At 43.3% G+C, this 15,235-nt stretch carries 12 protein-coding genes; all 12 read right to left on the bottom strand.

What is annotated here, in order from left to right:
• Nucleotides 1–55 precede the first annotated feature (55 nt).
• The 12 genes from LEUMU_RS0101930 to LEUMU_RS27690 all read right to left on the bottom strand — a co-directional run bounded on the left by LEUMU_RS0101930 (nucleotide 56) and on the right by LEUMU_RS27690 (nucleotide 15,000).
• Complete coding sequence (locus LEUMU_RS0101930) at nucleotides 56–1,021, bottom strand: hypothetical protein (RefSeq protein WP_022950596.1); 966 nt, start codon at nucleotides 1,019–1,021, stop codon at nucleotides 56–58.
• Nucleotides 1,022–1,038: 17 nt separating this feature from the next.
• On the bottom strand, nucleotides 1,039–1,848 hold the full coding sequence (locus tag LEUMU_RS0101935; protein ID WP_022950597.1) for a sulfotransferase family 2 domain-containing protein: 810 nt from the start codon (nucleotides 1,846–1,848) through the stop codon (nucleotides 1,039–1,041).
• 5 nt (nucleotides 1,849–1,853) lie between these two features.
• Nucleotides 1,854–5,291: a rhamnan synthesis F family protein gene (locus LEUMU_RS27675; RefSeq protein WP_084708007.1), complete on the bottom strand. Its 3,438-nt coding sequence runs from the start codon at nucleotides 5,289–5,291 to the stop codon at nucleotides 1,854–1,856.
• Nucleotides 5,292–5,329: 38 nt separating this feature from the next.
• Complete coding sequence (locus tag LEUMU_RS27680; RefSeq protein WP_051155948.1) at nucleotides 5,330–7,342, bottom strand: glycosyltransferase family 2 protein; 2,013 nt, start codon at nucleotides 7,340–7,342, stop codon at nucleotides 5,330–5,332.
• A 20-nt stretch (nucleotides 7,343–7,362) separates the two neighbouring features.
• On the bottom strand, nucleotides 7,363–8,904 hold the full coding sequence (locus tag LEUMU_RS24205) for a glycosyltransferase (protein WP_051155950.1): 1,542 nt from the start codon (nucleotides 8,902–8,904) through the stop codon (nucleotides 7,363–7,365).
• Between the two features lie 25 nt (nucleotides 8,905–8,929).
• On the bottom strand, nucleotides 8,930–9,271 hold the full coding sequence (locus tag LEUMU_RS27685) for a glycosyltransferase family 2 protein (RefSeq protein WP_051155951.1): 342 nt from the start codon (nucleotides 9,269–9,271) through the stop codon (nucleotides 8,930–8,932).
• Nucleotides 9,264–9,566 (bottom strand): rhamnan synthesis F family protein, encoded by a 303-nt coding sequence (locus tag LEUMU_RS0101955; RefSeq protein WP_157474228.1) that lies wholly within the window; start codon nucleotides 9,564–9,566, stop codon nucleotides 9,264–9,266. Before LEUMU_RS0101955 ends, LEUMU_RS27685 begins: the two co-directional genes overlap by 8 nt.
• Nucleotides 9,567–10,014: 448 nt before the next feature.
• Complete coding sequence (locus LEUMU_RS0101960) at nucleotides 10,015–10,734, bottom strand: hypothetical protein (RefSeq protein WP_026744399.1); 720 nt, start codon at nucleotides 10,732–10,734, stop codon at nucleotides 10,015–10,017.
• A gap of 2 nt (nucleotides 10,735–10,736) precedes the next feature.
• Nucleotides 10,737–12,377 (bottom strand): polysaccharide biosynthesis/export family protein, encoded by a 1,641-nt coding sequence (locus LEUMU_RS0101965; protein ID WP_022950600.1) that lies wholly within the window; start codon nucleotides 12,375–12,377, stop codon nucleotides 10,737–10,739.
• Between the two features lie 16 nt (nucleotides 12,378–12,393).
• Nucleotides 12,394–13,488 carry a KpsE/RkpR family capsule polysaccharide export protein gene (locus LEUMU_RS0101970; protein WP_022950601.1) on the bottom strand — a complete coding sequence of 365 codons (1,095 nt, stop codon included), beginning with the start codon at nucleotides 13,486–13,488 and terminating at the stop codon, nucleotides 12,394–12,396.
• A 1-nt stretch (nucleotide 13,489) separates the two neighbouring features.
• Nucleotides 13,490–14,173: an ABC transporter ATP-binding protein gene (locus LEUMU_RS24210; protein ID WP_022950602.1), complete on the bottom strand. Its 684-nt coding sequence runs from the start codon at nucleotides 14,171–14,173 to the stop codon at nucleotides 13,490–13,492.
• A complete protein-coding gene (locus LEUMU_RS27690; RefSeq protein WP_084708009.1) occupies nucleotides 14,170–15,000 on the bottom strand; it encodes an ABC transporter permease in 831 nt (276 codons plus the stop codon). Before LEUMU_RS27690 ends, LEUMU_RS24210 begins: the two co-directional genes overlap by 4 nt.
• Nucleotides 15,001–15,235 lie beyond the last annotated feature (235 nt).

The following is a 15,235-nucleotide window of genomic DNA, read 5'->3' on the forward strand; positions in this document are numbered from 1 at the left end:
GCCTGTCATGAAAATGACAGGCTTTTTTATATCAGTAAATTGTAGAGTTACTTCTTTAAGCTTTAGCAGGTTGCGCTAAGTCGATAATCTTTGAAAGGATTGATTCAAACTCAGACTCATCCATTGCATAGTCAGTGGTATCCGTAGTCTGCGTCGGAAAATTAAGTTCTAGGTTGTTTAAATATTTCTGACTAAACAGCTTATTCTGCTCGCTATATCTTGCACGAATGTTGTCTGATAGGATTGTGGGGAGTATATACTTACCACTGTTATCAGCATCACTCAGCTCTCCTAGTATGCGATAAAGCTGTCTGTCATTGATCTTTAAGGATAACGAACCCTCTGAAACTTGTTTGTTCAGAAGTAGCTTAAAGGCTAGGTATCGTCGACTAAGGCTGGGGTTAGATAACCCAGTGTCTAAGTCGACTGCTTCAGTGTTAAGTATCTTTTTACAGAAATCAGAAACAATATCGTTCTGATAAAGCTGGCTTCTTTCGAAGACTCTGCACTCGAAATTAGGAAAAAACTCAGACCAACTATCTGAGAATTTCATGTAATCTCCATCAAATGCCTGATTATAAAATCTCTTGACGTCATCGTAGAAAAAATTTGCGTGCGCGCGCTGATTGTAGGCCGAGCAATAATAGCTAACTTGATCTCTGAAGTAGCAGATCACTCGCACATTAAACATTTTGGGATTGAAAACTTGTCGAATTACTTTTGGGTCGCAATTCTGAAAAGATTCGGAGCTAAATATTAGCGTTTTATTTCTATGTTTAAATCTCCGAACAATTTTCCGACGATAGTTATGCGTTAAGTCAGTAACTTCTTTGTCTGTTAATTTATCCGTAATGCTTTTTTTAAGCCTCTCACCAATCAAATGATGAGCATTAACCCGGTAAAACATACGAGGGTAAATATAGTTATCAGACATAAGTTTCTTTGAGCTTTTATCCAGATACACCTGAAGTGATGATGTACCTGTTTTATGTCTACCGATATGTAATATTACGTCAATCATTCACGTGCCTTGATTAATTAAATGACGGATAAATTCACTAATGAATTGCCTACCCGTTTCTCAAACTCTCTTACTGCTTCCTCATATAGCATTAGATCTGGCTGTAAGGCCTCAAGTAGCTGCACATAGGTTGGTATTGATAGGTTGTCTTTAACGTAAGCGAGCTTCTCACTAGTATTCATAGCTGTATTAAGGGAAAAGTTTTCATGAACACTACCCGTAAGGTCGTCATCGCTACTGGCTAGTTGTTCAAAGTGCGGTGTAAGCTGGTGCTTAATCAGCTTAAGTGACAGATCAAAATGGCTAACTAAACCAAAAGAGTAGGCATTGTTTCGTAATGCGCTAATGGCAGAGTCTACGACGTCTTTTGTAACTGAGGTTCTTAGCTTTCCGTCCATGAGGCGATTATCGCAAATGGTCGCAGTTTGGAGATTAATGACTGCGCTAATGGATGGGTTTCGAAGGCTCGAACGTGCATATTGCTCCATAGTCATATCTGGAGGGAATCGCTTTTGAACGTCCCGTTCGAAATGAAAGCAAGATTGTATGCGCTCAATCGGATGTCTAATAAAGAAAACTGGGAAAATCATCCGTGAAAAGTTAACAGGTAGAGGCATTCTGATCTGATGAGATGCTAAGCAAGATATGTTTTCATTTCTGTTTAGTATCTGATCAAGCTCATCACAATTTATCATTGCGCCTGGGTTGTCTTTGTCAAAAGTCATAAACTGATCCCCGAAACTGTCACGGAGGATTTTGTCTAGAGAGGAACCTGCATTTTTGAATATATGCAGATGAACGAGTGTTTTTTTAAGTTGTTGTTCCATGCAGTTTATTCTCTTTCTAAGCCAATAAGATTTAAGCCACGACTAAAATGTCGCCAAGCTTCTTCAGTTGATAAGGTATGACGTGCAAACGCCGTATAGTTATGGGAGCAGTCTAGCCACTGCTCATCAGACAGCGCTAGCATTTCCAATACTTGTTGGGCGAATGCTTCCGGAGTGTCTGCGGTTGGTAGCAGGTCATTAATTCCGGGGATCCCTTCAGCGGCGATGCTGGTGGCCACTAGGGGGATGCCTTTTTGTAATGCCTCCAAGGTCTTGCCTTTAACGCCGGCGCCATATTGTAAGGGGGCGACAACGAGTCTGGCGAGACGGTACTCCTCGTGCAGGTCATCTTCTGAAATACCACCCAGTAGCGTGACCGATTCATCCGCCATCGCATAGAGTGACTCTGATGGGTTGGCCCCCACTAAGCGGAAACTTGCCTGAGGTGCGGCCTTTATAACGAAGGGCCACACCTCACTTAAAAACCACGTAACTGCATCATGATTCGGGGCGTGTTGCATGCCACCGACGAACACGATGCGCTGGCCTTCGGGTGCACGCTTACGGTCCGGACAGCCTGTTTCGTTACAATACAAGGGCAGGTAGCTCACCGTTTCAATGTTATGTTCCTGTTGCAAGTAATCCGCTTCGAACTGACTTGGAGTATAACTGAAGGCTGCCTGTCGGAAAATATCAATTTCTTCCTGCTCTCTGGCTTTGACCTGTTTGGCCTTCTCGGTATCTTGTTGACGCAGGGCTTCACGGTAAGCGCGGAGATTATGCAGATCATGGCAGAAATACAAGACCGGAATTGACGCTTCCTGACAGGCTTTGGCATGCATCTGATAAATGTGAGGACGATTAATCAGCACCGCATCTAAGTAGTCTTTATGAGCAGTCAGCCAGGCACTCCAGTTTTGCTCAAAATAATAGATCCCGGGGTAGTAGGTTTCAACGCCCAGCTGTTGCAACTGAGTCGCAAACTGAATTTGCCGCTCATGATCAATAAAGCAAGCGAAGTATTTAACGACATAGCCTTTTGATAGCAGTAGCTTGATGTAGGTCAGGGTGTGGCGGGCACCGGCATGACGGTCATATTCCGGCAAATAGTAATCCAGCACCGCAATAATCTTTTTACCGACACTCCGTTCTCTGGCAAAGAGTAATTGACTGCCATCAACATGCTTGGTTTCCAGCGTAGTTTGCCACTTGTCACGAAACTTTTGTTGATTAATCACCTGATGATGTTTGATGCCACTGCCAAGGTCGGTACCGTGAGACTTGCCTTCAAAATGAACCACTAAAGAGGCCGGTTGTAGATAGACCTCCCTGTTGTGATCTCGAGCCTCAAAACACAGGTCGGTATCTTCATAGTAAGCCGGTACAAAGCGCTCATCAAAGCCGCCCAACGTAAGCCAAAAGTCATGGCGAACGGCAATGGCTGCCCCTGAAATATAATCGGATGGTTTTAGGTAGCTATACTCAGGCAGGGCCGGGTTTTGGTCACGACCATAATTAAGGCCACCGGCATTCTGCCAAACCACTCCACCCGCCTCCTGCAAAGAGCCATCAGGATACAACAGCTTCGAACCAACAACGGCTGCATTCGGGTGTGTTTCGAAGGTGTCTATTAACGAAGATAACCAGCCAGGTTGAACTTGAGTGTCGTTATTGAGCAGGACCAGAAACGTTCCCTGCGCCGTCTTTGCAGCATGATTACAGTTACCCAGAAAGCCCAGATTCTTTGGTGTACGGACCACAATAAGGTGTGGATAATGATCTGCCGCCGCTAAGGTCTCATCCGTTGAACCATCGTCCGCTAAAATAATCTCATAAGGCGTTTGCTCAGGGTCTGTAAAGTCCGCAATCGCGTTCAGACAAGCACGGGTATGCGCCCATTGGTTATACACCGGAATAATAATCGAGACTATTGGCTTCGCCGTCACGGACCAGTCGCGATGCTCAGGCATCGTCGGCGCAATCAATGGACTGAAAAACTCCATGGGTGAAGCAGGGCGGACCGCTTGATAAGTTTGCTGTTGGTGATGCGCAACGTAAAAGAATAAGCGCTCAATCACATGGGCCAGAGTGCCATTTTTCTGACTATCCTCTGCTGGGAAATCAGCCCAGTCCAAATTAGCCTCAAACAACGGCCTCAAGGCCGAGGAGCGGAACCACATCATTGAGCCCGCCGGGAACTCAAGGGGAAACGCCTCCAGTGTCGTTGCCGGAACCCCCAGACGATCCAACAGAGCCTCACCCTCCGGACGCATATTCTCCCAATGCAAATGATTGCGCAAGGTAGGTAAAGGTGGCGGGTAAATAATGCCCAGCTCAGGATTTTGTTCAAACTGATTCAGAATGGCACTCACATACAGCGGGCTATCGAGCAAGTGCGACAAGCAATAGCTAAACCAGCCATCCGTCTCACTGCCATACGGGCTCTTCTTAGAATGTAAATGCAACACATAATCATGCGCCAGACACTCTTTCGCAAAGCCCACCACCATCGGTGCAATATCACGTCCCTGATTCGGCATCACCCTAACATCTAATGTGCCCAGATTTGGTAACGAGGCTAAGCCTTCGACAATCCGTTGCTGCTGAGGCTCCGAGGGCGTCGAGATCAAAAGATCAAAGTGGAATGGAATATTAGACAGCCAGTGTTGAAACTCGGGCAACATATCGTCATAGAAGATATGCGCCATGACCGCAATAGAGAATGTTTGTGCTGGCAGCGAAGCATAGTGCTGGCCGGTAGGGAGTGCCGGACATATTCTAAGACCATCAGGAGAGGCTCTTAGATTGTTTTGTCTTCCGATAAAAATATAGTGAAGTAGCGGGTTGATGTACGAAAGCCCTTCATTGCGAAGTTGTGAAAGATAAAAATAGCTGAAAAATGATTGAGAAGGATTTCTCCCCTCTCTTGCTCCATTGCCTACATAGTGAGCTATGGGATCAATGTTTGCTTTAGCAACATCTTGATAGGTATCAAGGTACCAATCTACATCAAATAATCCCGATTCTTTTAAGAGCTTGATACTTAATCGCTCATCGGCTTTAGAGACATCGAAGCTGACAGGTAGAAAAATTCTTCCTTCGTTAATTCCGTGCTCAAGGTAATGGACTAAAGGGTTTAGGCCTGAGAGTCTAACGTCTGGATAAAGTAGATAGTAAGCTCTGGTCGAGAAAGCTGAGCTCGGGTCATTTTCGTTTATTAACCCATATTTGAGAAAGTGTTCGTAGGGAGCATCGATGAGGTTATTTTTAGTACTGTATTTTTTTTGATACCAATCAGCATCAAATAAGCCACTATCCAGTATCAGATTTTTATCATCACTTGTGTCTGGTTTGTTGCTAAGTGATGGAGGTGGAGCCTGTTCGTAAGATTTTTTTGAAAATCGTTTTCTTATACGCTGGATAAACTTCATGCTTGCTGTCATGTCCTTGTTTAGTAAAACTTAATGTAATATTTTTGATTTTAATCTGATTGGTAGGGGTTTATTGAAAAATCTTCCAAAATTCTAGTTAGGTTCTGGTTGTAAGCAGGATCTTTCTGCAAAAAATACCACCATTTATGTTTAATGTAACGCACTTCTTTGTTAGTAATCCTTTTAACTTTGGCGTTTACAGCTGTTCCTCGTGATTGAGATTCATGGTGGTATAGTAGGGCATGTGGTGTCCATATGTTGCGATAGCCAAGTTCTTTTATTTTTAGACAGAAGTCAACATCATTCATACTGATTGCTAAACGTTCCGTCAGCCCCCCGGCTTGGAGGTAGGTGTCTTTTCTAACCATCAAGCATGCAGCAGTCATGGCTGAGAAATTTTGAACTTGATTTAATCGATTAAAGTAGCCATTTGATTTCATATTTTGCCCACGATGTGCGTGCCCTGCGACTCCATTAATACCTAGGATTATTCCTGCATGTTGTATTGTATGGTCTGCATAAATCAACTTGGCTCCGACACAGCCGACATTAGGGTGTATTGCATATCGGAGAAGCTCATTTAACCAAGTGTTAGAGATTACTTCAGTATCATTATTAAGCAATAAGATAATATCACCTTTTGCTTTCTTTACTGCATAGTTGTTCATTGCTGAAAAATTAAACGGTCTTTTGTAGCTTATTACGGATATATTAGGTAATTGATCAATGCTTGATAGAAAATCTAGTGTTCTTTTTTCTTTGCTATCATTATTAACTATAATAATTTCGTAATTTTTATAGGTTGATTTTTGAATAATAGACTGTATGCATCTGTCAAGTAGCTCTACTTTATCTCTTGTAGGTATAATGATGCTTATTTTATAATTTTTTTCAGTATATGGATAAATCACATCGCTGAAATTTATTCTACTAATGTCTTCTTTTTGTTGGTCAGGCTTATGGAATAGTATTTTAGGGATATGGACTATATCAGCTCCGTCAAGTTGGCTTGTTATCTTGTAAAGCACTTGGTAAGCAGTGAGTTTCTGAAGCTCGCTATCTGAAATCGCGCTTCTGAAAAAGTCGGACCTTATAATATAACTATTACCAATATAGTTCGATGAATAAAACAGGTCTGGGTTCCAGTCGGGCTTGAAGTGTGGTGAATGACGGAAGCCTGATGAGTTCAAATAGTCATTATCTGAATATATGAGTTTGGCATTAGGGTTAGCCGAAATCATATCTGACAATACAATAAGTGCATCTTCTGCGAGAGTGGAGCCGTTCTCAATAATTATTATATAGTCAATATTTTTTGTGTTATTAAAAAGGTTGGGAAAAGTTTCTCTTTGAGTTGCATGTGAGTAAACACTGTACGCTATTATGGTGTTTGAATTATTTTTAGGTGGTTCTTGAATATCAAATTTATTGCGTGAGAAAGAGAAGCCTGTTGGTGTTAGGTGTTTGTTTTTTTTCTGTTCATTATTGCTTATCCATAGTGAATAAAGTTCAGTCTCATTGAAGTTCGGTGGGTCAACTATTTCATTATATTTTTTGTATAGAATAGCAGATATGGACTGTTTTTCTTTTATGGATGTTAAATATACTTTACCAAAAGTAATGAGTGCTTTCCTGTTGAAATAAAGAGGGTGGTTGTTTATAAGCTTTTTTAGGGTACGAGTGAGGGCAAAAAAGAAACTAACCTGAAATATAGATAAACTATCCACGTTGAAATTCTTTTCTTCACTCACTAGCGATATCTTTTGTGGATTTCCTGAGCTTAAAAAAAGTCGTTTTCTAGTGCGTTGATTATAGAATGACAAGCTAATATCTTGTTCGTTATGAAGACCTTTATTTAGTATTAAGTTAACGATTTTTTTGTTGTTATTAGTAGATGATGCTACTAGTTCAAGCATATACCAGTTGTTTTTTTTAATGCTCTGTTTATTTTTAGTTATAAAAAAATCTACACTTATTTTTCCTAGATCATTGTGTTTAGTTTTTTCTTTAAACTCTATCTCCTTACGGAAAAATTTCTTTATTTGTGAGGTGGCTGAGTTCAAAGTTAATGTATTCTTTAGGGTTATAAGTTAGCTTCTAAACCAACAAGGCTCAAGCCACGAGTAAAGTGTCGCCAAGCTTCTTCAGTTGATAAGGTATGACGTGCAAACGCCGTATAGTTATGGGAGCAGTCTAGCCACTGCTCATCAGACAGCGCTAGCATTTCCAATACTTGTTGGGCGAATGCTTCCGGAGTGTCTGCGGTTGGTAGCAGGTCATTAATTCCGGGGATCCCTTCAGCGGCGATGCTGGTGGCCACTAGGGGGATGCCTTTTTGTAATGCCTCCAAGGTCTTGCCTTTAACGCCGGCGCCATATTGTAAGGGGGCGACAACGAGTCTGGCGAGACGGTACTCCTCGTGCAGGTCATCTTCTGAAATACCACCCAGTAGCGTGACCGATTCATCCGCCATCGCATAGAGTGACTCTGATGGGTTGGCCCCCACTAAGCGGAAACTTGCCTGAGGTGCGGCCTTTATAACGAAGGGCCATACCTCACTTAAAAACCATGTAACCGCATCATGATTCGGGGCGTGATGCATGCCACCGACGAACACGATGCGCTGGCCTTCGGGTGCACGCTTACGGTCCGGACAGCCTGTTTCGTTACAATACAAGGGCAGGTAGCTCACCGTTTCAATGTTATGTTCCTGTTGCAAGTAATCCGCTTCGAACTGACTTGGAGTATAACTGAAGGCTGCCTGTCGGAAAATATCAATTTCTTCCTGCTCTCTGGCTTTGACCTGTTTGGCCTTCTCGGTATCTTGTTGACGCAGGGCTTCACGGTAAGCGCGGAGATTATGCAGATCATGGCAGAAATACAAGACCGGAATTGACGCTTCCTGACAGGCTTTGGCATGCATCTGATAAATGTGAGGACGATTAATCAGCACCGCATCTAAGTAGTCTTTATGAGCAGTCAGCCAGGCACTCCAGTTTTGCTCAAAATAATAGATCCCGGGGTAGTAGGTTTCAACGCCCAGCTGTTGCAACTGAGTCGCAAACTGAATTTGCCGCTCATGATCAATAAAGCAAGCGAAGTATTTAACGACATAGCCTTTTGATAGCAGTAGCTTGATGTAGGTCAGGGTGTGGCGGGCACCGGCATGACGGTCATATTCTGGCAAATAGTAATCCAGCACCGCAATAATCTTTTTACCGACACTCCGTTCTCTGGCAAAGAGTAATTGACTGCCATCAACATGCTTGGTTTCCAGCGTAGTTTGCCACTTGTCACGAAACTTTTGTTGATTAATCACCTGATGATGTTTGATGCCACTGCCAAGGTCGGTACCGTGAGACTTGCCTTCAAAATGAACCACTAAAGAGGCCGGTTGTAGATAGACCTCCCTGTTGTGATCTCGAGCCTCAAAACACAGGTCGGTATCTTCATAGTAAGCCGGTACAAAGCGCTCATCAAAGCCGCCCAACGTAAGCCAAAAGTCATGGCGAACGGCAATGGCTGCCCCTGAAATATAATCGGATGGTTTTAGGTAGCTATACTCAGGCAGGGCCGGGTTTTGGTCACGACCATAATTAAGGCCACCGGCATTCTGCCAAACCACTCCACCCGCCTCCTGCAAAGAGCCATCAGGATACAACAGCTTCGAACCAACAACGGCTGCATTCGGGTGTGGTTTCGAAGGTGTCTATTAACGAAGATAACCAGCCAGGTTGAACTTGAGTGTCGTTATTGAGCAGGACCAGAAACGTTCCCTGCGCCGTCTTTGCAGCATGATTACAGTTACCCAGAAAGCCCAGATTCTTTGGTGTACGGACCACAATAAGGTGTGGATAATGATCTGCCGCCGCTAAGGTCTCATCCGTTGAACCATCGTCCGCTAAAATAATCTCATAAGGCGTTTGCTCAGGGTCTGTAAAGTCCGCAATCGCGTTCAGACAAGCACGGGTATGCGCCCATTGGTTATACACCGGAATAATAATCGAGACTATTGGCCTTCGCCGTCACGGACCAGTCGCGATGCTCAGGCATCGTCGGCGCAATCAATGGACTGAAAAACTCCATGGGTGAAGCAGGGCGGACCGCTTGATAAGTTTGCTGTTGGTGATGCGCAACGTAAAAGAATAAGCGCTCAATCACATGGGCCAGAGTGCCATTTTTCTGACTATCCTCTGCTGGGAAATCAGCCCAGTCCAAATTAGCCTCAAACAACGGCCTCAAGGCCGAGGAGCGGAACCACATCCATTGAGCCCGCCGGGAACTCAAGGGGAAACGCCTCCAGTGTCGTTGCCCGGAACCCCAGACGATCCCAGAGTCTCCCAATTGCAAGCATGATTGCGCAAAGGTAGGTAAAGGTGGCGGGTAAATAATGCCCAGCTCAGGATTTTTGTTCAAACTGATTCAGAATGGCCTCACATACAGCGGGCTATCGAGCAAGTGCGACAAGCAATAGCTAAACCAGCCATCCGTCTCACTGCCATACGGGCTCTTCTTAGAATGTAAATGCATCACATAATCATGCGCCAGACACTCTTTTCGCAAAGCCCACCACCATCGGTGCAATATTCACGTCCCTGATTCGGCATCACCCTAACATCTAATGTGCCCCAGGATTTGTGGGTACGGTGGCGAGCTAAGGCTTCGACAATCCAGTTGGTGGTGGAGCTTCCGAGGGGCGTCCCGAGATCAAAAGATCCAAAGTGGAATGGAATATTTAGACAAGCCAGTGTTGAAACTCGGGCAACATATCGTCATAGAAGATATGCGCCATGACCGCAATAGAGAATGTTTGTGCTGGCAGCGAAGCATAGTGCTGGCCGGTAGGGAGTGCCGGACATATTCTAAGAGCCGATTGAAGGTTTTTGTTGTTGCTTAAAAAAGCAGGAGCAACGATACCGTCGTATGTTTGATAGAGGTAGGCATCAGGATCTACTGCTTGTTGATCAGCCTGAAGATCTATCATTTGACGTACAGTTTTAGTCTCAAGCTGGAAAAAGTCAGGATGATTCGCCTTTATCTTTTTCAATACCCGCTTATGCGCAAATTTACGACTAACTCTGAATATTCTTAATTTCTCTATTTTCAGTAACTTAGAAGAAGTGTCAATTTCCAGCTGAACAGTAGTAGGGTTTATTAAAACTTTAAAAAAACGTTTCTTTAATACGCCATCTGTATAGCGAAGAAGTATTACCTGAGCTTTGTTATTAGAGTCTCTTAAGATAACCCTCATTATGCCTTGCCGAGCCTCAGCTTGCTTTATAACAAGTTCTATCATGTACCATGACGTTGTGCACAGCTGAGACGATGCGCCCAAAAGACTCAGCTCAGGCAAAGGATGAATGATCTGATACTCATAATCTGAATTATCTAATTTTAAAATGCCCTTAAGTATTTTCTTTGAAAATAACACATACAGTCTAAAAGGCATTCTCATAATTAAAGTATGCCAACAGCACTACTTGCAGCAGCAATCTGGAAGATAATCGTGATTATATCCTTAGCGTATTGCATTGATTTAGTATCAACCCTAGGAAAAATAAGTAACTCATCCCCTGGAGCCAGAACAGCGCCTTGATCAATGATTATTTGTCCATTAGGCTTTCTAATGATAATGCGACGTGCGTCTGCTCTCTCGGTAAATCCGCCGGCTCTAGCGACATAGTCTCTAGTTGTGGCATTACTAGCAAAGACAAGCGCTTGGGGTATGTTAACTTCACCACTGATGGTTATAACGTCACTACGAAACGGAATAACAATTACATCACCATCTTCCAAGCGAATATTGGCAATTTGGCCATTCTCGCTGACAACAACTCGACCATCAGGAACTATATTCCGTGCATTTTTTATGAACTCACTTACTAGAGCCGCTTCCTGTTGTCTTATACTTGCTTCTCCATCTGATTTGGCTGGTGATGTTAAGACGCTTCTCTCCAGCCGATTAATTGACTGTTGTAAGTTGATTTTTTGTTTCTCAGCAACACTCTTGCGACGAATAAATATGTTATTAATATCTGCTTCATCAGGAGAGATGGCTATGTAGTCAAGGACTTCTTTTAAGCGAGATCCTTTCTTCGCAGCTAGGTAAGAGTTGCCTAGGTAGCTACCTTCTACGGAAATATCAATCGTGCCACTTTGAGCGTCTGACACAAAGCGTACAGTGTCTCCGTCACGTAGGGCGGTATTAGCGAATTTACCAATGGGTAAATAAACAGAAAGTGGTCTTTGATTTCTTGTTCCGCTAAGTGCGATGTTTGTTACGCTAGAGTTCGGCCGAGCAATGTTTATTAGGTCGCGACCTGAACCTTCTTGTCTTGAAAATTCGAATCGGTAGTTTCCTCGCACATCGCCTTCTACATTCACGGTGCTACTTTGTGGAGCAACTAAAATAGTATCACCGTTTTGAAAACGAATATTTGGTAGTTGGCCCCATCGTAAAAACGCATATAAATCAACGGTTCCAATGGTCTGATTCCGCCTTAAGATTCTTATGTTTCGATAGCTTCCCCGATTTGGGTCAATGCCTCCTGCCTGGTGTAAATAGGCAAGAACACTATCTGTTTGTATACCTGCATATTGGCCTGGGCTAAGAACGGGGCCCGTCACAAATACACTTACAGGTGTCGCAGTTAAGAGATTGACGTAAACATCAACGCCCTGGGTATAGACACCTTGTAGCTTTCCTTTTACAAGCGATGAGAGATCTTTTGCTGGGCTTCCGGCTACTTTTACGGCGCCTATTTCGGGAAGAAAGAGATTTCCTTGTGCATCAATCACCGACGTTTCATCAGCTTGCACAGCTCCCCAGATATGGAGTGAGACTTTATCACCGGGAACAAGTATGTAGTCAGGGTCAAGGGCATTAGATCCCTGTGCTGCAAATTTTCCGGTAAAAAGACTGGCACCAAAAGGGCGGTTAAGGCCTCTAAGGCTCTCCGTGTCTGGTATTCCTTCATCGAATGCTTCAGGTGTTAAACTGTTTTGTGGGTCTGCCGCTTGTATGCTTAAGCACAGGGAAGATAATACAACTCCAGAAATGACTTTCTGGAGTAGCTTTGGTAGGTTTTTATAGTTCACGATGTTTGCCTCATGCCTAACTAAGGTGCTCACGCACTGAAGAAATTATTAAGGATAGCACTCCCCATATCATGAAGCTTGCTAGGAAGAATGATACCGCTGAGAGAATACGGTGGGGCTTTAGCGCCTCATCTGGAAGGTGAGGAGGAACAATACGTTCCAAGTAGCGCTGCTTTTGTTTGGATTCAATTTCCGCCTGCTTTAATGCACTTAGCGCGGTAACATAAAGTTGCTCTGCAAAAGTAAGCTCTGAAGTGAGCCTAGCCGTGTTTTGTACTGCTGAGGCGACTGTTTTTCCAGCGCCAGCATCAGGGTTTGTCCAGCGACTTTGCTGCACTAGGATTTGGTTTTTAATAGAGTTGATGTCATTGATCAAGGCTCTAACCTTGAGAGAGTCTTGGCGCATATAGGCGCTTATTTTTCTATATTCAGCTTCCGCAGTAGCTAGTTTTTGTTTCAACTCCGCAACAATACCTTGCTCAGTTTGGGCATTTTGTTCCACACTGATAACCTTTTCACTTTCGCTGAAAAGTGTGATCTGATTTCTGAGATTGTCCAGTGTGAGCTTGGCATCTTTGGCCTCTTTTTGTGCAAACTCTAACGCGTCGTCCCTAGCATTGTCAGACATTGTATTAATGAAGGTTTCACTGATTTCTAAGATTTCGTTTGAAATTTTCTGGGCCATTTCTGCTTCAAATGCGGTTACCTCAAGTATGCTGATACCTGAAGCTCCATCGAATGAGATATTGACGATCGTATTCTCCCAGTAATCTAGAAGGTCTTCATTGGTTGCATCCTCTGGCAATCTGGCCCACCAATCATGAGTAGTGCTTGAGTACTCTTTACGTAAACTGATTCTCTGGTTAATCAGGCGTAAGAAGTCGTGAGAGTTTATATAGTTTTGAACTGTTAGGGAGTCTGTTCCAGATGAGGCCATCCCAGTAAGCCCCGTTACCATCCCTAATACATCAACATTGCTTTGGCTGCTTCCTTGTATAATATAGCGGGACTCAGAAACATATTGATCACTAGCATACTTATAAAAGTAGGTTGAAACTAATGCACTAGGTATTAGAACAAAGAAAAAAAATGTAAATTTATTAAAGGACATTCTAAATGGTGCCTGTGTTGTTGCGATGAAAGCGTCGGTACTTTAGAAGGCCTGCTTCAATATCATCAAAGAGGATCGCAGCCCCTTTGTGAATTACCATTGCTCTATCAGTATAGTTTCGTACAAGCTTCACAGAGTTAGATGTCAAAATGAGTGAGGCATCCTTTGTCTTTTCTGTGAATGCATCCATGCATTTTTTTTGGAACTCAGGAGAGTTCCCCGTTGGGATTGGGTTGATAACTAAATAGGTATCGAACCTCATTGCAATACTTAGTGCAAAGGCAATATTTTTACCAAACCCATCCTGATATGTTTTAGTTGGAAGCTTGAGTGCCTTATCCGCTTCCAGAAAGTCTTTTATGAAAGCGATGATAGTTTTAGGTTGCTGTCCGTAGAGCTTGCAAATAAAGCGAATATTCTCCTCGCCAGTCAGATCACCATGAAAGCTACCAGTGTCACCGATTGGAGGAGAAAATGAACCGCGTCTTATAATCTTCCCTGTTGTTGGTAATTCAGAGCCTGAAATAAGTTTTAGCACTGTTGGAACACCAGCACTTTTTACTCCTAGTAAACTAACTCGATCACCTTCATTGAAGATAAAAGAGGCATTCAGAAGAACATGTTTTTTCTTATGAGTGCCTGGTATTGGCTTTAGCTTGGTGACATTGTCAAAGGATATAATCATTCGCGGGCTTTTTCCTCGGTGAGTCTCTGCATAGCTAAACCTATAAACAATGCTGTGAGGGTAAAGCCAAGGAGGTATTTTAAGTCGACCAGACTACTTTCCCATGTACGGTAGAATGCACTGCGTGACCACTCGGTGATGTGTAATACAGGGTTATAATAAAGAATAGCCATGACTTCAGGCGGAAAGCGCTCTGACGCGACAAAAAACACTCCCGACATAATAAATAAAGGGCGCGTGAGTAGACCCCAAAACTTTGGATATAAGCTGAATCGTGCGGCAAGTGCTGAATTAATAAGCCCTATTGCAAAACCAAGAGTAATCGACACAATTATCATTAGGAGGATGTCAAGCAATGAGTCGTAGGAGTAATCCCAGTAGCCAAGCAGCCCAACACCAGTGAAAATAACGACTCCAGCAATCAAAAGTATCGAGGATTCTATTAAGAGGTTTGCAATAATTGTATCGAAGGGGGTTATAAAGGGGTGAGTCATCAGGCCTTTACTTGTTCCTTGATTATTCATCACTCTGGTTGCCATCATTATGCAAAAATTGTAAGGAATGATAGCTGTTGCTAAAAACAGTACAATACTGCCGCCTAGAGGGTTATTCCTCCCAATTACAGTGAACAGTAATGAAATAAAAAGAATCTGTGATAGCGGCTGACCGATAGCCGACAGGAAACCCATCTTATTATTACCGAGCTTTATCAGCGTCTCTCGATAAACGATGGCTTGAATAACTCGAACCTGTATGCTTAGCGCATTTAAAAATAGAGCCATTACTAGGGAGTTTGAACGACTAATATCGGTGCTGCTTCTTGCCATTTTCCATCGACAAAGCAAGCAGCCCTCGGGGTATCTAAAGACAGAGTTTGACACCTGTTGCCATTAGCTGAGTAATAGCTAAAACGACCCATAGAGCCGTTATTACCACTTGAGGTAAGCTGCAATCTACTCGCCACTGCTGTAGCCAGTGGAGCTCTTCTTGGCGCGATGAAACTGTACTTCATGGGCTTTGATGTTGTGAGTGGGTCGGCTGGTTTGAAGAAGCGCGCCTTAA

It is taken from the genome of Leucothrix mucor DSM 2157, assembly GCF_000419525.1.
Classification (GTDB): domain Bacteria; phylum Pseudomonadota; class Gammaproteobacteria; order Thiotrichales; family Thiotrichaceae; genus Leucothrix; species Leucothrix mucor.

Excerpts from the sequence above, each read along its gene's own strand:
- LEUMU_RS0101960 (WP_026744399.1), bottom strand. The coding sequence starts at position 10,734 with ATGAGAATGCCTTTTAGACTGTATGTGTTATTTTCAAAGAAAATACTT.
- LEUMU_RS0101970 (WP_022950601.1), bottom strand. The coding sequence starts at position 13,488 with ATGTCCTTTAATAAATTTACATTTTTTTTCTTTGTTCTAATACCTAGT.
- LEUMU_RS24210 (WP_022950602.1), bottom strand. The coding sequence starts at position 14,173 with ATGATTATATCCTTTGACAATGTCACCAAGCTAAAGCCAATACCAGGC.
- LEUMU_RS0101935 (WP_022950597.1), bottom strand. The coding sequence starts at position 1,848 with ATGGAACAACAACTTAAAAAAACACTCGTTCATCTGCATATATTCAAA.
- LEUMU_RS27690 (WP_084708009.1), bottom strand. The coding sequence starts at position 15,000 with ATGGCAAGAAGCAGCACCGATATTAGTCGTTCAAACTCCCTAGTAATG.
- LEUMU_RS27675 (WP_084708007.1), bottom strand. The coding sequence starts at position 5,291 with ATGACAGCAAGCATGAAGTTTATCCAGCGTATAAGAAAACGATTTTCA.
- LEUMU_RS0101930 (WP_022950596.1), bottom strand. The coding sequence starts at position 1,021 with ATGATTGACGTAATATTACATATCGGTAGACATAAAACAGGTACATCA.